The 21,778-nt window shown below is 41.1% G+C and carries 16 protein-coding genes; 7 read left to right on the forward strand and 9 right to left on the reverse strand.

Features of this window, described 5'->3' with window-relative positions; translation table 11 throughout:
• Nucleotide 1: 1 nt before the first annotated feature.
• The 5 genes from PZE06_RS19145 to PZE06_RS19165 are packed head-to-tail and all read right to left on the reverse strand — an operon-like array spanning nt 2 to nt 5,078.
• Nucleotides 2–1,102 carry a glycosyltransferase family 4 protein gene (locus PZE06_RS19145; protein ID WP_150948757.1) on the reverse strand — a complete coding sequence of 367 codons (1,101 nt, stop codon included), beginning with the start codon at nt 1,100–1,102 and terminating at the stop codon, nt 2–4.
• Nucleotides 1,099–2,010 (reverse strand): PIG-L deacetylase family protein, encoded by a 912-nt coding sequence (locus PZE06_RS19150; protein ID WP_150948760.1) that lies wholly within the window; start codon nt 2,008–2,010, stop codon nt 1,099–1,101. The genes PZE06_RS19145 and PZE06_RS19150 overlap by 4 nt, the downstream gene beginning before the upstream one ends.
• An 11-nt stretch (nt 2,011–2,021) precedes the next feature.
• Nucleotides 2,022–3,065: a GNAT family N-acetyltransferase gene (locus PZE06_RS19155; RefSeq protein ID WP_150948764.1), complete on the reverse strand. Its 1,044-nt coding sequence runs from the start codon at nt 3,063–3,065 to the stop codon at nt 2,022–2,024.
• Between the two features lie 12 nt (nt 3,066–3,077).
• Nucleotides 3,078–3,791 (reverse strand): WecB/TagA/CpsF family glycosyltransferase, encoded by a 714-nt coding sequence (locus PZE06_RS19160; RefSeq protein ID WP_137743499.1) that lies wholly within the window; start codon nt 3,789–3,791, stop codon nt 3,078–3,080.
• Nucleotides 3,792–3,803: 12 nt separating this feature from the next.
• Nucleotides 3,804–5,078 (reverse strand): nucleotide sugar dehydrogenase, encoded by a 1,275-nt coding sequence (locus PZE06_RS19165; protein WP_150948767.1) that lies wholly within the window; start codon nt 5,076–5,078, stop codon nt 3,804–3,806.
• Nucleotides 5,079–5,277: 199 nt separating this feature from the next.
• Between PZE06_RS19165 and csaB the strand changes: the two genes are divergently transcribed.
• The 4 genes from csaB to PZE06_RS19185 all read left to right on the forward strand — a co-directional run bounded on the left by csaB (nt 5,278) and on the right by PZE06_RS19185 (nt 11,026).
• A complete protein-coding gene (gene csaB, locus PZE06_RS19170) occupies nt 5,278–6,387 on the forward strand; it encodes a polysaccharide pyruvyl transferase CsaB (RefSeq protein WP_150948770.1) in 1,110 nt (369 codons plus the stop codon).
• 62 nt (nt 6,388–6,449) lie between these two features.
• Nucleotides 6,450–7,622, forward strand: coding sequence for a glycosyltransferase family 4 protein (locus PZE06_RS19175; RefSeq protein WP_150948773.1), 1,173 nt, complete (start codon nt 6,450–6,452; stop codon nt 7,620–7,622).
• A 272-nt stretch (nt 7,623–7,894) separates the two neighbouring features.
• On the forward strand, nt 7,895–9,415 hold the full coding sequence (murJ, locus tag PZE06_RS19180; protein WP_150948776.1) for a murein biosynthesis integral membrane protein MurJ: 1,521 nt from the start codon (nt 7,895–7,897) through the stop codon (nt 9,413–9,415).
• Nucleotides 9,416–9,427: 12 nt separating this feature from the next.
• A complete protein-coding gene (locus PZE06_RS19185; protein WP_150948779.1) occupies nt 9,428–11,026 on the forward strand; it encodes a hypothetical protein in 1,599 nt (532 codons plus the stop codon).
• A 428-nt stretch (nt 11,027–11,454) separates the two neighbouring features.
• Here PZE06_RS19185 and PZE06_RS19190 read toward each other — a convergent pair whose 3' ends face one another.
• The 4 genes from PZE06_RS19190 to PZE06_RS19205 form a co-directional block, all read right to left on the reverse strand.
• Nucleotides 11,455–13,440 (reverse strand): S-layer homology domain-containing protein, encoded by a 1,986-nt coding sequence (locus tag PZE06_RS19190; RefSeq protein WP_150948782.1) that lies wholly within the window; start codon nt 13,438–13,440, stop codon nt 11,455–11,457.
• Nucleotides 13,441–13,606: 166 nt separating this feature from the next.
• Nucleotides 13,607–14,599 carry a C40 family peptidase gene (locus PZE06_RS19195; RefSeq protein WP_150948785.1) on the reverse strand — a complete coding sequence of 331 codons (993 nt, stop codon included), beginning with the start codon at nt 14,597–14,599 and terminating at the stop codon, nt 13,607–13,609.
• A gap of 510 nt (nt 14,600–15,109) precedes the next feature.
• Nucleotides 15,110–16,192 (reverse strand): S-layer homology domain-containing protein, encoded by a 1,083-nt coding sequence (locus tag PZE06_RS19200; RefSeq protein WP_150948788.1) that lies wholly within the window; start codon nt 16,190–16,192, stop codon nt 15,110–15,112.
• Nucleotides 16,193–16,387: 195 nt separating this feature from the next.
• Entirely contained in the window at nt 16,388–18,163 is a 1,776-nt protein-coding gene (locus PZE06_RS19205) for an ABC transporter ATP-binding protein (protein WP_150948791.1), read from the reverse strand.
• Nucleotides 18,164–18,340: 177 nt separating this feature from the next.
• On the opposite strand from PZE06_RS19205, the gene PZE06_RS19210 reads away from it, so the two are divergent.
• The 3 genes from PZE06_RS19210 to lanKC form a co-directional block, all read left to right on the forward strand.
• Entirely contained in the window at nt 18,341–19,051 is a 711-nt protein-coding gene (locus PZE06_RS19210; RefSeq protein ID WP_150948794.1) for a trypsin-like serine peptidase, read from the forward strand.
• Nucleotides 19,052–19,180: 129 nt separating this feature from the next.
• Complete coding sequence (locus tag PZE06_RS30140; RefSeq protein ID WP_225310713.1) at nt 19,181–19,315, forward strand: class III lanthipeptide; 135 nt, start codon at nt 19,181–19,183, stop codon at nt 19,313–19,315.
• Nucleotides 19,316–19,584: 269 nt separating this feature from the next.
• On the forward strand, nt 19,585–21,778 hold a 2,194-nt coding region (gene lanKC / locus PZE06_RS19215), incomplete at its 3' end, for a class III lanthionine synthetase LanKC (RefSeq protein WP_275791914.1).

Here is a 21,778-nt window from a genome sequence, read left to right on the forward strand (position 1 = left end):
TCTAGACAATGATCATTTTTTCATATGTTTCGATTATCTCTCTATATAGATGGTTTAAAGAAAAATGTTGGGATGCGTGATCGTATAGTTTCTCTCCCATCTCCGTTAGTATCCCTTCTTGCCAACGGGCATATGCACTATTGATCGCCGCAGCGAGCGCCTCCGCATCTTTAATCGGAACGATCCAACCTGTTTCATCCGTATGGACGAGTTCACGGACGCCGCCAACATCTGTTGTAATGAGCGGCAATCGTTGATTCGCTGCTTCAAGCAAGGCGAGTGGAAAGCTTTCACTATATGAAGCCAGCAACGCGAGATTCGATGTTGCATAAAGGGCGTCGACATCATCACGAAAACCGAGGAATTTGACCTCATTTTCGATATTTAAAGCTTTCACCTTGGCGTGTAATTCTTCCTTAATCGGACCATCGCCCACAAGGAGCAGCTTTACTTGCGGCAATTGCACTTCCTTTAACGCCTGAAAAACGACTTCATGACCTTTGACCGGATGCAATCTCGCCACCATCGTCATGACAAAGTCCTCTTCGCCTACGCCCAAATTTTCCCGTTTTATCGGGGCAGCCTTCAGTTCGTTAAACTCAATTCCATTATAAATCGTTTTAATTTTCTCGGAAGGAATCCCCATTTTCACTAAATTTTCTTTAAATAATGCCGATACAGCAAAATAGTAATCCATTCTTTTTAATGCGAGAAGATGTAGCTTTGTAAAAATCGTTCCCTTTAGCCCAGACTTCATAAAGTCGAGCATGGGATCACTGTGAACGGTCGTGACCCATTTAATCTGTGAACGCAATGACACGTAAGTTCCAAATAAATTGGCTCGCGGACCATGGGTATGAAGGATATCAAAGTTTTCCTCTTGCACAAAACGGACAAGGCGGTTCAGGATCGAGAGATCGTATCGTGAAGTCTGTTTAAACACTTCCACTTGAATGCCTGCTTCCCGCGCTTCTTCGGCGAGAGCCCCTTCTTGAAAGACAGCCAGTGTCACCATTTCTTTCGGAAATTGCGCAAGCAGCGTGACGAGATGCTTCCTCGATCCCCCGGTTTCTCCACCGCTAATGACATGTAATATCTTCATGCTCCCTTTGTCTCCTTATGACGATTGCCGTAAATTTGTTTCTTTAATTCTAAGTTTTTAAAGATTCCCCACAAAAGGGTGACCGCTTTATTGACTTGCTTAAACAGGTGAGAATAGCGGTGCTTGTCCTTGTCGACTTCTTGAAATTGAGCAGGATAGAGGGCAGCTGGAATTTGTAAAAAGGTTTCAACTGCACGAACATTGGCTTCCTTTGTTAGCTCTGCCTTTAGTTTGCTCAATTCAATAAAGCCATCAAAATCAATTGCCTGCGATTGAAAAATTTCCACTGCCTCTTCCTTTTTCGCCAATGAATCCGTAATATTGACGACAACATTGATTTCATTCGGAGGAATCGGGCAATTGATTTCATATAAACGAACCGACTGAACGGTCGTGTTGTCCTCGCTGGCGAGCACATCGGCTAAGATCCTTCCCGTTGCGACATGATCAGGGTGGCAATCCACGAAGGTTGGACAATAAACAATCTCTGGACGAACGTCCTCAAGCAGTTCAAGCATGAGCGTGCGAGAGTCGTCGTTGCTTTCAATCCTGCCATCAGGCAAATCTAAATAGCGGATGCTTTGAAAGCCGAACAGCTTTTGCACCGCTTCCGCTTCTTCCTTCCGCTTCTGGATCAATTCCGCTTTCGCCAAGGAACTGACACTGCCAGAGCCATCCGTTATATAGGCCACGGTTACGTGCCCTCCCTTATTCAGATGCTCATTCAGCGTTCCGCCAAGCCCGATCGTCTCGTCGTCGACATGGGGCGCCAACACCAATACTTTTTCTGTGCCGATTGGTGTGAGAGGAAGGGTTCCTTGATAGAAACTTTTTAATTTTGCTCTTGTAACCGGAAGGACGATTGGCTTTGCTAAGTTCAAAACCGCCCTTTTCAGATTCGATGCCATCTCTCATCCTCCTAGAAAGAATCCACATCCGCTGGTGTAATATACCAGTTTTCAATAGAATCCGTCGTCTCTGATTCATGTAAATCTTCATTTATATATTTGCCCACCAATGACATGGGACTATCCTTATGAACGAAGCGCTGCTGTTTCAGCAATGGATAAAGAACCGTATGCGGCAACGCCCATGTTTGGATAATGTCCGCTTGGCGGAGTTTTTGTAAAGTTGCACGGATTAACGCATCCCAAACAGCGGGCTTGTCGATCGCCAACAGATCGACGATCGTCCCGTTTAGCACGGTCCCTTTGCCGAATTTCTTTTCCTCTACATGAAGTACGGCATAACCGAGAAGTGTGCCATTTTCAAATAATCCGAGCATTTGATAGTCCCGATCTGGATGGTTGTGAAAGCGCCAGTTCAGAAATTTCGCATCGCGCTTGAGCAAAATCGGCGCCACATTTTTCGCCTGTTCCCATAGCTGATCAAATTCCGAACCGCAATGGGTAATCATTTTGATCTCAAATGCTGCAGGAAGCTTCGACTCTTTCACCGTAAAAAAACGATCAAGCAATAAGAAAATCGGCTTTGCCAGCTTTAATAATGGAATTCGATTCATGACTAAAGCTGACAAACGATTGATTCTCATCAGGCGCGGAATTTGCGCAATTTCCATCGCATCGGTATAACGGATAAAAAGCTTTTTTGCTTTTTCTGCCGGGTAGCCGTATAAATAATCGTAATCATGTTGTTTTGAGGAAGAAATTAATGCCTTGTTCAGGTCTCCATAAATTCCTTTCCCACGAAATTTCGGGGAAACCATTGTGTCATTTCTCGCTCCAAGCTTCACTTCTCTATCATGCCATTTCGCTTCACTTGGAACTAAGGCAACATGCCCAGCTAGTTGCCCTTCTTGCTCATCGACAAGGATGAGGGATTGCTGCAAATGATTGTCCATAAACTTCCAATTCCAATGCAAAAGGGAGCGCTGTTTTCCAAATACTTCGAAAAACAGCGCATTGATTTCATGTTCGTCGCCTTTTTGATAGAATCGAATCATGCTTTCTACTCCTTAGCGATCCTTTAAAACTCTCCACAAGAATCGAGGTAAATTTAGTTGCCGCTTCAACCTTTTCGGTTCCTTCATGAGACGGTAGAACCATTCTAAGCCAAGCTTTCTAAAGAACAGGGGCGCTCTTTTGACTTTTCCAGCAAAGACATCAAAGCTTCCACCAACTCCTTGAAAGACTTTAACATTGAGCTTAGGCATATGCTCGCGTATCCATAATTCCTGCTTTGGACTTCCTAATGCAACAAATAAGAGGGTCGCACCCGATTGATTGATGCTTTCGACCAGTTTTTCATGATCGGTCACATAGCCATTTTCATAGCCGACAATCTGTAATGATGGGTAGCGTTCTTCCAATTTCCGCTTCGCTTCTGAGACGACTTCCTCTTTTGCGCCGTAGAAAAAGACGCCATGTCCTTCTTGTGCGGCAAACTGGAGCAGTCTTTCCATCATGTCAACCCCTGTGACGCGTTCCTTTAGCTTGCCGCCTTTTAGCTTTGATGCGAGCAAGATCCCAACTCCATCGGGAATTTGAAAGGTCGAGCCGTTAATAAGCTCCTTTACGAGCGGATCTTGATTGGCGACAATCACTTTTTCAGGATTGACGGCAATAATGGTCGACTGCTCCCCTTTGGCAATTCGCTCTTTCGTAGCAGCAAGAATCTCATCGTATGTTAAAAGGGAGACGTCAACGCCTAAATATTGTTCTTTCTCCATATAGAATACTTCCTATTCCTGTATTGTTCTAAGTTCTCTTAAGTTTCCTAGCTTAAGCACTTGAACCTTTTCCGACTGTAAATGCAAACAGTTTTTCGTATCAAATACAACTGCTGTTTTCATCGCAGCAAAGCTGTCCTCGGTCAGCACTTTGAATTCTTGGTGATCAGCAAGGATTAAAACGAGATGCGCTCCCGTCACCGCTTCTTCAAACGAATGTAAATCAAAGCTCACTTGCTCCTGCTTCACATGGGGATCCCATACGTTAATATGAAAACGCGGGTTGCCCATGAGCATCTCGACAATTTCAAGCGCTGGGCTTTCTCGTACATCATCAATATTGCCCTTATACGTTAACCCAAATACCGCGATCTTTGGCTCCTTCAATTCAACCGTCAGCTTCTCGACATTTTCAACGACAAAGTGCGGCATTGAATTATTAATATCCCTTGATAATTTAATGAGCGGAGATTCCTCACGGGCCTTCTCAACAATGAAATAAGGATCAACCGCAAGGCAATGTCCACCAACGCCAGGACCTGGCTGGTGAATATTGACGCGCGGGTGCTTATTAGCCAACTCAATGACTTTATGGGCATTGACGCCAAGTCGACTTGAAATTTTCACCAGTTCATTGGCTAATGCAATATTCACATCTCTGAAGGTGTTCTCCATTAATTTCGACATTTCCGCTGTCACCGCTTCAGTCTCAATCACATCACCTGTCACGATCGTACGATAAACATCCGCTGCCCGCTTCGCTGCTTCAGGCGTTGTTCCCCCCACAATTCTCGTGTTTTCAATAAGCTCAATTAAAATACGTCCTGGAAGTACTCGCTCTGGACAATGGGCTAAGTAAATATCATCCATTGTATTGAATCCTGCTTCCTGAAGAATTGGCGCAACGATATCATCCATCGTTCTCGGCGGAATCGTTGATTCGACGATGACCACATTGCCCTTCTCCAAAAATGGAACAATTGCCTTTGTCGCATCGATCACGTAATCGACATTAGCCGAGAGATCTTCGTGAATCGGCGTTGGCACAGCTATAATGAAGACATCTGCTTTCTCCGGTGTTACAGATGCTCTTAGCTTGCCTTTTTCGACAACTTCCTTCACCAATTCAGGCAGACCCACTTCTTCTATATGAATTTCACCTTGATTCAACATTTTCACTACTCGCTCGCTAATGTCAACACCAACAATGTCATAACCAGCGCGGGCAAAGACCGCCGATGTTGGTAATCCAATATATCCTAAACCAACAACACAGATTTTCTTCATCCTTTAGGACCTCTTTTCAGTCAAGTTTCTCTATCCAATAATTTGGTTTTAATCCTAACATAGTATAACAAATTCCGCCAAACCTTGCACCAATTACATTGAATGTCACGTATTCTGATGATAAAATAAAGGTTGGCTTTCTATTGAACCATTCAACATCGTCGCAAATTTATTTTTATCCGTAAGGAGGATTCCTTTTTTGAAAGTTGTTATTTCAGGTTTTTACGGTCTTGGGAACACTGGAGATGAGGCGATTCTTGAGGCAATCGTCGATAATCTTAAGGAAGAATTACCCGATCCAGAGATCACGGTATTTTCATTGTCCCCAAATAAGACTGCCGAAACTCATCAAGTAAAAAGTGTCTATCGTGGTTGGCGCCATGATTTTAAAGGAAAAGTGAGAGCGTTAAAGGAAGCTGACCTGCTGATTAGCGGCGGCGGCGGCCTTCTTCAAGATACATACCCGACAAAGTTTCTGTTCGGGCCATTGCCGTATTATTTATTAATTGTATTCTTAGCGAAACTATGTGGAACGAAGGTCATGTTTTTTTCCCAAGGGATTGGTCCCGTTACGAGTTTATGGGGAAAAATTTTAATGAAGATTTTTGCCAATATGGCTGATTTCGTTACCGTGCGTGACCAGTTCTCGAAAGACTTGCTTCATAAGCTTGGTGTCAACCGCCCGGAATCAAAAGTCACGGCAGATATCGTCTTTGCCTTTAAAAAGAAGGAGGATGACGCCTGCATGAAGAGCCTTCCTTTACGGGGGGATGAGAAAATCTTGGCCGTTTCCGTTCGTCCATGGTTTCAGCACACGGCACATTACGAGGAAATTGGCAAGGCGTTAGACGAGTTAATTGAACAAGACGGCGTTACTCCTGTCTTCGTTCCAATGGAAGGGCATCATGACGTGCGCGCTTCGAACCATGTGTTAGAGCAGATGAAGCATAAAGAACGTTGTCATGTGTTAGGACCCGATTTTTCACCAAATCAATATTTAAATTTCATTGCCGAGTGTGAGATCACAATTGGATTAAGGCTCCATTCCCTGATCTTTTCTGCTTTAGTAGCTGTTCCCCATATTGGCATTAGCTACGATAAAAAGGTGGAAAGCTTGCTGAAACGTTCAGGAATGTGGCAATATTCCTTCCAACTGGAGGAGCTTGACGGGCAAAAGCTAGTGGAAAATGCGCGCATGGTCTTAAGCAAGCGAGCTGAGCTCAGCTCCCACATCGAAGAACAGGCAGCTAAAATGCGTGAGGACGCAATGGAAAATATCGATTTATTGAAGGAACACTTTTTAAAATAGGGCAGGTTTTTGTGTAGCGAAAGAGGCCGTTTCACACGAACAATACCTGAGGAGAAGATAAAATGAAAATTTTAATTACAACCGTTTTTGATTACCCCCATGCTGGCGGCTTATCTACCCATGTCACCACGTTAAAAGCTGGGCTTGAAGCAAGAGGACATGAAGTGGATATCGTCTCATTCAGCGACGCACCAAGCTGGAAAAGAAAATGGTATGCGCGAGGACCTAGCTTCGTTCTCAATAAATTTAAAAAAGGCAAAGGAATTATTTGGAGCCGTAAAGCGAGACAGAAAATGCTTGAGGAGCTGATTGCAGAGCGAAAGGGTCAAGGCTACGATATTATCAATGCTCAGGACGTCTTTGCTACCTTCGCTTCGATTGAATCAGGGATTCCGACCGTTTCAACGGTGCACGGATATATGGCTTTTGAAGCAGTAAGCGCCGGCTCTGTGATCGAAAACAGCGATGAGGCGAAATTCCTACAAGAGATGGAGAAAAAAGCCTTTAAAAGCACTAGAAAAGTCATTACTGTCGATCAAAGAATTAAGGACTATGTGTATAACCAGGCAGGCGTCGAAGGAAATGCGATTCGAAATTTCATTGATATCCATGATTTCAAGCCAGCAGTCGAGAGAAAAAGTGAACTTCGCCGCCAATATGGCTTTAAGGAGGACGAGCAAATTTTCTTCGTACCTCGCCGTTTAACGAAAAAAAACGGGGTCATTTATCCAGCTCTAGCCTTGCCGAAGGTATTGGAGCAATTTCCTAATGCGAAGCTTGTCTATGCAGGAATGGGCGAAGCGTACGAAGAGTTGAAAAACCTTATTGCGGAAAAAGGACTAACAGAGAACGCGCAATTATTAGGGGCGATTCCCCACAGCAAGGTCAAGGATTATTTCGCCCTTTCTGACGTCGTTCTTGTCCCAAGCATTCACTCGGCAGGGGTAGAAGAAGCGACATCGATCTCCGCCCTTGAGGCAATGGGTTCCGGTGTTCCCCTTATCGCCTGCGCAGTCGGCGGCTTAAAAGAAATCGTCGAACATGAAAAAGATGGTCTCCTTGTGGAGGAACGCAATGTGGAACAATTAAGCGAGGCGATGATCGCTCTGCTTGAAAACCCGACTAAAGGAGCAAGCCTAGCGGAACAAGCACGAAAAAAGATCGAGGAACAATATTCCCATTTAGCCGCAGCAGAGAAGTACGAACAAATTTATCTATCAGCTTTGGAAAAGTAATGACTGCTTTGAACGTTTCGCCGATATAATTGTTTTTTCGCCGATATATCTTATATTTCGCCGATATATTTTCATAAACGCCGATAAATTCCGTTTTTCGCCGATATATCGAAAATATCGCCGATAACATTCAATTACATGTTTTTTCAAAGGCAGATGAGACGGGGCTAATGCTTATTGGTTGAGGGTGTCCCCTAAAATTAGGGGACACCCTCGTTTTGAGTGATTAAATACAAAATTTCCCTTGGAAACTGAGTAGGAAGTGAAGGAATTTGCCATCATTAAAAAAATCAGCCCTGCTGATTACTTTATTAGCGATTGTTCTGAAACTGTCCGGATTTCTCCGGGAGAGTATTATCGCCCGCCAGTTCGGGGCGACCGAATATACGGATGCTTACATCCTTGCTTTTTCATTTATCACCCTTGTAATCGCGATGATTAGCGGAGGGTTTAACAACGTCTTTCTTCCATTATATGTACAGAATCGGAAGGAAAAACCAGTAGAAACGGAACAGAACGCAAACGGCGTCATGAATTTAACATTTTTAATCTTCTTAGTCGTGACCGTTGGCGGCTATTTCTTAGTTCCGTATTTTGTTCCTTTTATTTATGGGGACATGAGCCCAACAACTGAAGAGGTGGCCATTAGCATCACGAAATTCTTTTTCCTCTTCATGAGTGCCATTGCCTTAAACGGCATTCTCGACTCCTATTTACAAGGAAGAAGAGTGTTTGTGCCATCGCAAATTTCCAAATTGCTGGCGACTTTGATGGGTGCCGTATTCGCCCTCTTGTTCTCAGAAAGATGGGGCATTAATAGTTTAGCATACGGTTTTATTTTCGGAACAATACTCGGTTCTGTGATTCAGTTTTACTATTTGCATAGAAGTGGATACAAATGGAGTCCAACGGTTAAAGTGGAAAAGGAATTTGGGAAAGCCTTCCTTGTCCTTCTCGTCCCTTCTCTCCTGAATTCTGTCGTTGGACAAATCAATATGTTCGTCAATAAAACATTTGCTTCCGGGACAATCGATGGTGCGGTAACCTATTTAAATAACGCATCACTGCTCGTCAGTATTCCGCACACGATTTATGGAACGACGATCGCGGTGATCATCTTCACCCTACTGTCAGAGCAGGTTGACAATCTGAAAAAGTTCCAATCTACTGTTTTCATGGGAATGCAAATCTCTTTAGTCACGTTAATGCCCGTTGCTGTAGGATTATTTCTCGTCGGGGAACAGGCGATTTCCTTTATTTATGAAAGAGGTAAATTCTCTGCCGAGGATACCCATGCAACCTACATTGCACTCGTCTTTTACTTGCCGATGATTGTCACACAAGGGCTGCAATACATTATCTCTAAGTCGATGTACGCAAGAGGGAAAACAGCGATTATTTTCCGAGTGAGCGTAACGACCATTGCCTTGAACATCCTTTTAAACTGGCTTTTCGTGAAGCCTTTTGGCTATCCTGGGCTGGCATTATCGAGCGCCTTCGTTTCACTTTATTATTTAACCGTGACGACGTTCATTGTTTATAAGGATTTCGATCGTTCTGAGGCAATAAAGCTGTTCAACCTAATCATTCGTGTGCTCATTCCAACGCTGATCATGGCCGTGCCATTATACATGATCCAAAAGATTACGCCAATCGGAGAGCTCTATTCTCTTGTTCAGCTCTTAATCCTGATTCCTCTTGGTGTTGTCTTATATGTAGTTGGTGTATACATCTTTTACCGAGAAGGCTTCACCCGTTTGCTCGGAATTGTCAAAAAGAAGGCTAGAAATTAAGGTGGTTGTTCTATGAAAAGGTTCTTTTTATGTTCTTTATTTCTCGTTTTAGCTGGCTGCCAATCCTCTTCAGAGGAACCTGTTGAGGTTCCACTTCTGGAGGAGGCTTCAATGAGAATTACTTCTGAGGATTATTCATTCGTTGAGGTAAAAAAAGAGAACTCTAGCCTCTTAAACGTATACGATGACATCCATTACGAGTTTGACGTGAAAAAAGGGAGGAAGGAAGCTGGTTCTCTGCATGTAAAAATAAGAACGATCGATAATGGCGATCAACTTGTCTTCCTGCAATTAGAAGGAAAATGGAAAAAGAAAGAAATTCCGATCCAAATTCATGTTCCTTTTCACCATATGACCGATTACGAGTTTACAACTTGGGATGCATTTGAATTTGAACGAACCCATGATGGCAATACAGGGATGGATCGAACGACGCAGCCAATTGGCTTGTTTGAACTGTCAGGGGAAAAAGAAGGTGAGCTTCAGCTTGTGTTAAGCAAGCAATACACCTCTACCCCCCTTCAAAAAGAATATAATAATGGGTTGAAAAGTGATGTGCGAGAGCTTCATCATGAATTTGCCGAATATGATCTTAAAACAGAAGATGAGCAGCTGACGCTATCTTTCCCTCTAACTGCCAGTGAGGGAGAATTAGCAGAAGGATGGTTCATGCTCGCAAATGAAGAACTGTTTGCCGAGCCGAAACATCATGAAAGCTGGATTCACTACCAAATCGAACAGTATAAAGAAGCAAACGGCTGGCTGACGATTGGCGGGCCGCTCAAAAAACTGCCATGGTCGATTGAGCCTTACACACAGGAAGGATATGGGCGAAACCTTGGCGTGATGGTCGATCGTGAAGCCATTGACCGCTATTTCACAGAAAAAGAAAGATATTTTTATAATTTATTGGTAAACTCTGTAGCGGATTTATACGAATACCGTAAAGAAAAAGATACGTCCATTTGGGAAACAGAGTACACCAGTACCTGGCTTCAAAAAGCCTATGGATTAAATGCGCCATACATCGATACGCGTCATAACGAGTTTATCGCCCTCTATTTGCATAAAATGGGCGAAGAGCTGCAAATTCAAGAGTTAATAGATGCCCAGCTCCATTATGGCGACTATTTAATTGAACAGATCGCGATTGGAAATGTTATTCATGCAGGAGACGGTCTCTTTATTTCCGACTATTTTTCACCTTATGATCCGAGTCAAAAAACACATGCCTCCTTGAACCATATTTTAGGGGGAGCCAATTTATTGCTCGAGTGCTTCGAACAATCGAAGGATGAAAAATATTTGCAGGCTGCGAAGAAAATCCGCACAGCGATTGAATTTATCGGTGAAGATTGGATCAGGGAAACGGGAGACCTCTGGTATCAAGTCAATCCTGATTTAACATTTGCCGGCAATGATTATGAACAGTTAACCTTAGTCGATTTACTTAATCATCAAGCAAAATGGGAAAGCATCGGCGAAACAAGAAGCGCGCTTATCGATGTATTAATAAAGTCCAAGCTCGAATACTTAAAATCGGAAAGTATCCAACTTTTGGACAAGGTCACAATTCAATTGGAAGCACAAGGCTTAGAAGAACTGCTGTAGAATTTTATAGCACAGTTTCAAGACTCGTATTAAAATTTGAAAAGGAAGTGCAGAAACACAATGTGACGTTTCTGCACTTCCTTTTTTGAGCTTCACTTTTTTGGGGGACGCAATCCTGCGACAAACTGACGCAATCCTGGTCATAATCGGCGCAATTTTCATAAATACCGGCGCAATTCCACACTAAACACACGCAATTACCCAACAAACACGCACAATCTGGAATTGAGCGCGCAATTGAGCGACAAACAGGCTCAATCCAAAACCAAATCAGCGCAATGTTTATGGAAACTCGCGCAATCATCGTGAGAAACTGCTCATTTCCTAATCGAGCGCGCAATCCAAGCAACGAACGACCTTCCTTGCAAAAAAATAGCACAGACCATGTTTTTGGTCTGTGCTACGAATATTCGTATATTGTTGTCAGATTAGTTGACAGGTAGTTTGTCTACGAGATCGGATCTGATATAGCCATTTACCGCTGTTTTGTCGTCCGTTAGAACTTTATACCAAACCCAACCATCACTTGCTTTTTCTTCACCGGTAATGATTACTGGTTTGTTCTTTGTATTATAACGATAAATTAAGTTGGCGTTGCCAAGGCTTGAATTCGCAGAAGATCGTACAGCTGTGCTATCGGTATTAACCAAACCGATTGTCTTGTACTTTCCATAATCCTTGCTTCCCATTTCTTTATCGATGCGATACATATGGCTCGCTACTTTCGCACCCCAGTAAGCATCTGATGCGTATTTAACATTGAAGCCAATCATTTTATTTCCTGGTACTGCGCCATTTGCAGCCCAAGCATTAGGAGGAATATAGTTCTTTCCTAAGTAATCATTGATTAACGCATCGACACTTGCTTCTACAGAAGGATACGGCTTCGCTGTATTCGTGCTGTCATAAGCGCCGATTCCAAACACGTTGTTATACTCGAATGATTTCGGACTCATGCCGTAGTCCCCTTCGTGGAAGGCCATCGCTAAAATAAGCAACGCATTGACACGATGTGTTTGCTCAACTTGCTTCAAATAAGTGCCAAGACCAATTATTTTACTGCGCTTTGAAGCATCTTTATACTTGCTCAATCCCGTTTTCTCTAAATCTGATAATCTCTTATTAATGTATTGATTCAATTCTGCCGCTGTGTACGAAGTTTGCACTCTAGCAGGCAAATATTGAAAATAGGAGTAAGATTGGCCAACATAGGATGTAGATAATCCTGTTGAATTTGTATAGAATTTATTTCCATCCCAGCTATAATATCTAGTGCCTTGCTTTAAAATGCTTGGTGCTTTGCCAATGACGATAGAACCATTCATATTGGCCGTTTTCGAGAAAACATTCAATACGAGTTCGTTACTTGCATTAACGGTATAATAATTTTGCTGCTCTACCATTGAAAATGGCACAAGCTCTATATCCGCTTGCCTAGCAAATAATGTCTGTCCACCAATATAGACTTCGACAGCATTTTCATCAGATGAAATATACTTCATCTCTTCCCCACGTTGTACGTACGTAACAGAACCACCACTGAAGCTAGATGTTCTGTATAATTCCGTCACATTTGAGGAAGTACTAACAGAAGGGTTCCCATATGCTAACCCTGAAGCCATTTTAATGATTTTTCCTTTATATGTGATCACTTGCGTACTGCTTTTGTTCCATTGAGCCAGCGCTTCATTGTATGTTTTGAATTCTTTTGCTGGTTCTAATTTCCGATCACTTCCAATGTTTGCAATCGCAAAAGGAGTTTCACCTGGGATTGGAGTTGGAACTTCCACTTCCTCAATCGCATGAATCATGCGAATAATAAACGCTGCCGCTTCAGCGCGTGTCGCTTTATTTTTCGGCGCGAAACGATATGTTTTCCCATCCGCATTCGGGAAACCTACTGTAATGTTTAACGAAACACTGTTTGCAATCGCCGTTCTAGAAATGGACGACGTAATCTCATTAAAATCAGTTAAAATTGTCGGTATTTGATACTCAACATTTACATTTTGAAAAGCTAGTGCATTATTGATCATAATGACCATTTGTTCTCTTGTAATCTCTTGATCCGGACCAAACTTTCCTCCGCCAAGTCCTTGGACAATTCCTGCGGCTGCCGCAGAATTAATTCCAGGAGCCAAATTGGAGTTACGTCCTACATCTGAAAATACATGGTCTGCCTCCGGAAGGTGCAATGCCCTTGTAATAAAGGTGGCAAACTCAGCACGAGTAACTCTGTTGCCTGGCTTGTACACACCGTCACCATAGCCATAAAGAATTTCCTTATTAATCGCTTCTCTCAATTCTTTTTCTAAACTAATTCCCGTTATATCATCCGCATATGTCGTTACCGCTGGAAATACAGCTAATAGTAGTAGGAACGAAAGTATTACTTTTACTGCTTTATTTCTCAATGATCTTTCTCCTCTCTATTGCACTCGTTTTTTTACACTTGTTACCTTTTCTCATTCTAACAGAGAACGCATCGATTTTTAATAGTAGATTTGTAGTTTATTGCTGAAAATATTCAATTTTTGGTAGTAAATAGCAAAAAACCCAGGACAATGTCCTGGGTTTCGCTTATTTTCCTACTGTATTCATAGAATTGTAAATAGAGACAGAAAATATCGCTCTACTTGCAAATTCCCCCGTATTATATCGATTTCCAGCAAATAGAGTTGTCGAGTCAATAGACCTTAATGTTTCAATTGCCTCATATGCCCAATAGTCCGGTTTTACATCGATATAGGAATGGCTACCAATTGTTAAGTTTTGTTTGCTTAACTCAAATGCCCCGTGTACAATAAGGGCCATTTCTGCCTTTGTCATATAAGCATCCGGTCTAAAAGTGCCATCTTTAAAACCATTAATGATTCCCGCTTCTTTAATTGCGGCAATTTCCTTGGCAAATCTTGACGTTGTCGGAACATCAACAAAAGCATTTAAATTCTTCGGTTCTTTTTTCAAAACCCGATTGATGATGGCTGCAGCTTGTCCACGTGTAACAGGACTTTCTGGTCTAAATGTGTTATCTTCAAAACCGTAAATAACCCCTTGTTGGTTAAGCATCATAATTGCGTTATACGCTGGATGCCCATTGGCAAGGTCCGTAAATCCACCGTCCTCCAAAATGCGCTTTGCTCCAACATATTTCGGTCCCCAATACGTATTGCTTAAAGAATCAATCTTGATTCCTTGGCTTGATGTGGCACTAATAAACTCATTATTGCCAACATAAATACCTACATGCGTGATCCCCGGCTTGTTCATTGTTTTTTCAAAGAAAACTAAATCTCCTAGCTGTAGATTCGCCTTGTCGACACTCTTCCCAATCGTATACTGAGAAGCAGCGATGCGGGGAATGGTAACTCCTACTAAATTATAGACGAAATAGGTAAATCCTGAACAGTCAAATCCGCTTGGGGTAGCACCAGCATCAAGATACGGAACGCCAATATAATTCTTGGCAATCTTCACTACATCCTCCGGCTTCGAGGCAGCCTCCACTGAAGAAAATGGAAGCAGGATGAAAATCAAACTCAACGTTAGTAATTTTTTTGCCATTTGTTTCATTTGTCACCCCGTCATTTCATGATTTCTTTGTCTAATCATAGCGAACTATGTATTTACTAAAAATATTTTATCAAAGAATAGCAGATCCTTACTTTACGATTTGATTACATTGGTCATTTATCGAACACTTTTGTTAAAATTCGCCATTTATTCCAGCCAATAGTCCCTATCTCAACGCCTATTTAGCACAGAACAAACAAAAAATCGTCTGTACTACTTAAACGAAGGTGCATTCCGGAAAAATCGTGATTAATTCCGGAATTTTTCTGCTTAATTCCGGAAAAAGCAGATATATTTCCGGAAAAATTGCATTAATTCCGGAATTTCACCCTACAATTCCGGAAACATAAGAAAACCGCCCGGACCTTTTTTGTTTAGTTTGTATTCTATTCAGAGTGCTAAGATGGAAATAACAAGGATAAAAATAATAACCATGAAATCACATCACCACCTTATATTTCCATTTTATCATAGGTCAAGTGAGAAGCATCTCCTGATTTAAATAGGAATTTAGGAAATGATCATTTTCGGGTTTTTATCCTTATTTAACCACTTTATTAACGTAATGAGATCCTGCTCATTTAAGGCGATACAGCCAAGAGTATATTTCGTTGTGCTATTTTTCATATGCAGGAAAATAGCACTTCCCTTGCCTGCAATAATTGGGTCCTCATTATAGCGAATGACTACGCCATATTTATAAAGCGGATGGTTCATTCGTTCAAATGAGTTCCATCTTTGACTCGGATTGCCACTGTACGTAACCCACTTATTGTAGTCCTTAGACTTCACATCATCGATCCAATAATCGTTGCTCGTCACCCTTTTGAATGGATATTGCAAATTAGGCAGAGCTTCACCCCAGCCAAATGCTGTTCCGAGCGAATAAGCTCCAATTGGTGTTTTGCCATCGCCTTCTTTTGTCTTGCCCGTACCATTTTTTCCAATCACCGCTTCATACGTTTGGACATTCTTCCAATTCGCACCGTCCAGCTCCTGAAGCTGTACTTGCGCTTTGTTTAAAGAAGTACTTTTCACTAAAATTCTTTGCTTTACGGTAGGCACCATTACATCCACCTTTCGAAACTGCGTATCTAGCACTCTCGCAAGTAATGCTGAAAATTGAGCCCGAGTCACCGGCTCTTCTGGCCGATAAGAACCATCCGGATAGCCAAAAGCAATATGATTCGAAGTGAGATTATGGATTGCCTTCAAATATGGACTCGTTTGCTCCAAATCATAAAATGGAAAAACTGCGCCCGTGTTAAAATCGAAGGCTCCGTCTAAGAGAATAGCAACTTCTCCTCTCGTTAGCGGCTTCTTTCCATCTCCTCCCTTCACCGGTGAAGGGACTTTTTTCTTTACTACCCTTTCAACCATGAGCATCCCTTGGGTAACCGTAATCGAATCGTTCACTCCAAACCTGCCATTCGTATACCCTTGAACAATTCCTTTACTGGATAAAAAGCTAATTTCTTTATATGCCCAATGGGTTGATCCAACATCCTTAAATACAGGCGCAGATGCACCCGAGTCAAGAGGAACTACAAGAAAACCAAGTAAAAACAGTGCTGTTATGTATATTTTTTTCATCCACTTTCCTCCTCTTACTGGCAAGTTTAACAGAAAGCCGATTTACATTACACGGTACAATTTCCCAATAAGAGGTCACGCGATCGCCGCATTTTTCGCCATTATATCGAAAATTCCGACAATAAAATTACTCAATTAAGTAGCTATGAGAACCTATGTAATTTTTAAATAACGAATGGATGAATAAGCGCTACGTTAATTAGCACCAGCATTCACAAATTCATTTTCTGAGACTACTTCAAGTTGCTGCTCAACAAATTCTTTATATAATGGATGCTTATGATAAAGTTCATGATGAGTGCCGACTCCAGTAATATTTCCATTTTCTAAAATAATGAGCTGGTCAGCATGCTTTACAGTGGACAATCGATGAGCGATCACCAACGTGGTACGTCCCTTCATTAACTTCTCTAATGCATCCTGAACTAGCTTTTCAGATTTACTGTCTAAATGAGCAGTAGCTTCATCAAGAAGGAGGATTTGGGGATTTCGTATCATTGCTCTTGCGATTGCTAATCTTTGCCTTTGCCCCCCTGACAGACTTATTCCCCGTTCACCAACTTCCGTCTCGTACCCCTGTGGCAAGGATGCAATAAAATCTTTTAAATTTGCATTGGCCACTGCCTCATTCATTTGCTCTTCTGATATATCGCTTAGTCCATAGGTCAAATTTGAACGTATCGTGCCGGACATCATGGGTGATTCTTGAGATACATAGGCAATCTTCCCCCTCCATTCCTCTAAGGGGATATGATGAATGGATTTCCCTTTATAAGTAATAGACCCGCTATTGGGTAGATAGAATCTCTCTAATAATGAAAAAAGTGTTGTTTTCCCTGAACCACTTGGGCCTACAAACGCTGTCATTTTCCCAATTTCCGCCTCGAAGTTTACGGAGAATAAGATGGGTTTGTCTTCTAAATAAGAAAAAGAAACTTGATGGAATGAAAGTGAATTCGGATTACTTGCAACATCCGTCGCCTCGACCACATTCGGTTCCGATTTAGTAGACAAAATATAGTCTAAGCGCTCACTTGCTCCAAGCGCTTTCTGAAAATAAGAGAAAAAGCTCGTTAATTGGGAAAAAGGAACGGTGATTTGAAATAAATAAAAAATAATCGCTATTAGTGAACCTGCTGAAAGAGTTCCGGCAGCAACTCGTATACTACCGTACCCAAAAATAGCGACAAGAAGCATGAGCGTAACACTCATTGTGAGGGGTTGAATGATGGACAGTATCTTTGCCTCTTTTATCCCAAATTGGAAAAGCTTCTTCATTCTATTAAGCCCCATTTGTTTCTCCTGTTTTTCTGCTAAAGAAGATTTAACAAGCCGAATGTCCGTTAGAACGCGTCCCAAATCACCTTGGAACATAGCTGTTTCATCTTGTAACGATCGGGATACTTTGTAAATGCTTTTACTTAATGGAGCAAGAATAAGAATAGCTAGTGGGACACCTAAGAACATCAGAACCGTCATTTGCCAATCAATTAATAGGAGTAAAACAACAGCCCCTATGATTGATATGACTCCTGAAACAAATGGAATCAATTGTCCCGTTACAAAATCTTTCACTATTAATGTATCATTGGTTATCCTACTCATTGTCTCTCCAGATGAATGTCGATCAAAAAATGTGATAGGCAGCTCTAATACTTTATTCCAAACCTTTTCCCTCAATTTCAAGACCACTTTTTGTCCAATATAATTCATTGCATATAAAGCGAAAGTTGACATAAATAATTGAGAGATAAAAACAACGCCTAATAAAAAAATTGCCTTTTTATCAAGCTGTGCAATATTCATATGGTCTACAATATCCTTTGTTAATAAAGGAACAACTAACGACAAGGCCGTTTCAATTATGACAAGTCCAATCGCAAGCATCTGTATCCACTTTGATGGCATAAATTCGTTTATCATTTTGACAAATCTCTTAGCACCCATTTTCCTATTACCATTTACATCCATACCACTAACTCCCTCTTTTTTAATTAGTGTTTTTTTACTATTTTTATAAATATTGGAAATAATGTGCAGTAAATTATTGACAATGGACTTGTGAGATACTATTGTTAGTATAAATCATCTACTTGGAAAAATATAGTTTTAATTCCAAATTAATGGATTATATGGAGGATTATGTAATTGTTTACTACTTATAAAAATGAACTATCTGATAGTGAAAAACCATTGTTGTCTTCCTTAGGAAAAGTCGAATTTTGGTTTAATAAAAAAGATAGATCTCTTGGTAGTGGCAGCATCATTCAATCTCCTCACTTTCCCATTGTGGCAACAGCTGCTCATTGCATTTATGATTGGGAATCTCAAAGTTTTTTTGAACGAATATCTTTTTTACCCTACCTAGAGAATTTTAAAGTTTCTTATACTCCTAAATTAGCTGTAATACCAAAAGATTGGACAAACGGTATTGTAGATTATGATACTGGATTTCTAGTATTTTCTTCTATGTTCTCTTCTACTATTGATTATCAACGCCATGCTATTCCCATAGCCTTTAACCTACCTAGAAATATGGATTATATCACCTTAGGTTTTCAAAATATTTTCTTCCCATCAAAAAAGCCTTTTATTAGTAAAGGATCCGCACAAAAAGACATTTATAAAAATTCCAGTTTACAAGGGATAAAAAGCAAAGGTAAAAGTGGCATGTCAGGAGGACCTTGGTTCACAATACACGAGGGAAGATATGTTCAAAACTCTCTTACTAGCCTTAGCATGAAATCTGCTAAAAATACTCTCTGGGCACCATACTGGGGAGAATTAATTGAAGCGGCATACAGAGTAGCTGCGGGAGAGCTTGAGCATGACCCACGATTGTTAATTCATAACTATTAGGTTTCACTGATGTTTATTTAAGCCTTATAGTCTACATAAGAATCCTCAGATTCCTATGTATGCTAATAAAATTTTAAAGCACAATCATTTGTGCCAAGAAAGGAGATATCTATGTCATACCAGAGCAAAATGTCTACTGTCCTTCAACTACAAAAAATGGATCCCTCAACATCATTACAGTCTAACTCAAACATCAGCATCACCTGTAAAAAACATAGTACATTGAGCTTGTTTGTTTGTGTCCTACCCCCAGAGCAAAGTTAATTCCACCTAAGTTCCATGTTTCCACTAAGTAAGAGAGGAGGGTTTAAATTGACCTATAATCAACAAAAAGGCATTGTATTAGAACTTCAGTCAATGCAACCGTATAGAAACGCAACTCAACATGGACTGTTTTCCACTACTAGTATGTTTGGATGTCTAGGCAATACGATTGCAAGCACTTATAGCCTTTTTGCTTGTTAGCTAGAGGGTTCTGGGGAAGCCCTTCCCCAGAATCTGATCCTTAAACTTAGGAGAAGGAGGAAGCAAAAATGGACATGCGGTATCTGAAATATGTCGTTCCAAATGAAAAATATTATGAGCTTCCTAAAGAAAAAGCTGATGAATCAAAGTTTCACGAACCCCGTCTACCCGAAAATTGGGTCATCCAACACGACGAGCATTGGAGTTATTGCTTACACAATAATGTTAGTCTTCCTCAACAGGGCTGGAAGATACATATCAGCTCTACGTCTGACAGTGCACAAGCTACTTTAGACAAAGTAGCCCCTTTCCTTATTAAGAACAATATCATTTTTAAATATGTCACGAACAAATTAGAGTTAGTTCTCAAAAATTCTAAATATGGTGATAGAGGTAGTTCAGGCAAGTTTATAACTATTTATCCACTAAATGAGCAGCAGTTTACTTTCCTATTAAAGGAGCTTCATCAGCTATTAAAAGACTTTCCGAAAGGACCCTATATTCTAAGTGATAAAAGATGGTTAGATGGAAATATCTATTTCCGATATGGTGCTTTTGTTGAAATGTATCTAACCGAGGGAGCCAGAAAAATTCCCGCGATTTTAGATCCCTCAGGAAAACTCGTACCGGATATTCGTGGGGTTGCATACCTTGTTCCTGATTTTATCGAAGAGCCTGAAATTATACAGGAAATGGATAAAGCTCAGGAACAAATCGTATCCGAACACTCAAAACTCAATGAGTACAATATTAAATCTGCCCTTCATTTCAGTAATGGAGGAGGTGTCTACTTAGCTGATTGCCATCAAACCGGTTTAGAAGTCATTTTAAAGGAAGGCAGGCCTGGAGCAGGATTAGACGGACAGAACAGGGATGCCGTCACCCGTTTAAATCATGAAGCTGAAATTCTTAAACGACTAAAGAAAGTGGACTCAGTTGTAAATTTGATAGAGGTCTTTGAAGAATGGGAGCACACATTTCTCGTTGAAGAATACATCGAAGGTGTACCTTTAAATACTTGGTTAGCCGCGTACTATCCATTTTCAAATGATCAAGATCCTAAAGCTTACGTGAACAAAATCATCCCTATTTTAGAAAAAATAAAGGATGCCCTTAAAGAAATTCACTCCTGTCATATTGGCATGGGCGATTTGCAACCGGCAAATATTATGATCACAGATCATCTTGAAGTTAAACTGATAGACTTTGAATCTGCTAGTGAACTAACTGATTCTAGACATCCTGGTCTTATGACTCCAGGCTTTACAAGTTCCTATGAAGCAACAAGAGAACAAGCTGACTGGTTTGCTCTTCTAAGAATCGCAAGACATGCATTCGCCCCTATTGGACCGGTGCAGGACCTAGCTGAAGACATCCTTAAAAAACATGATCAATGGATCTATCAGCATTTTGGTGCTGAAGCTTTACACATCATCGAAGAAATCGAAGTTGAATGTACGAAACGAAAGGCAATCCCTGCTGACAGCCTTTTATCTGCCCCAGAGAAATTTTTCCACGTTGATGACTTACCGGACATCATTGAAAAAATTAGAGGCGGAATCATTGCTGAATTAAGAGATGACCAAAGGCTATTACCAGGGGATATTCGCCAATTTGAACCCAATGGCTTCCTCAATGTATTAACAGGAGGCTTTGGCGTAGTATTAGCTCTTGCTCGCACCGGAACTTTACCCACTAAAGCGAGTGAGTGGGCGGGCAAATTCGGGAAAGACGAGTACATTTGTCATTTAAATGATGGGCTATTTACTGGAAAGGCTGGAATTGCTGGTGTTCTCTATGAGATTGGTAGGAGAGCAGAGGCTAAAAAGATTTATGATTCCTTACTTCCTTCATTAGATACAGAAGATATTTCACTTAAATCAGGCCTTGCAGGCACTGGCTTAGCTTTATTATCAGCCTCGACGATACCTGAATTTGATTATCTTTTAGAGAAAGCTATCGCAATCGGTGAAAGATTAAAAACTCTTTTGGCTCAAGATGTAGCCATCAGTCCAAACGATCCTGATTCGATCCCAATTGGACTCATCGAAGGATGGTCTGGAGTATCATTATTTTTTACTTCCCTTTCTTTTGTAACGGGAGATAAGAATTGGCTCGAATCATCTCTCCTCGCAATAAGAAAAACCGGGCAAAAACCGCCCGGTCCCTTTTTGTCTAGCGAATATCCGAAATTTTATACTCTATACCGTGTACTCCTTTGTAATACTCGGGATACATTTCTCCTCCGCATTTTTCACACGA

It is taken from the genome of Robertmurraya sp. DFI.2.37, from assembly GCF_029211245.1.
GTDB lineage: Bacteria > Bacillota > Bacilli > Bacillales > Cytobacillaceae > Robertmurraya > Robertmurraya methanolica_A.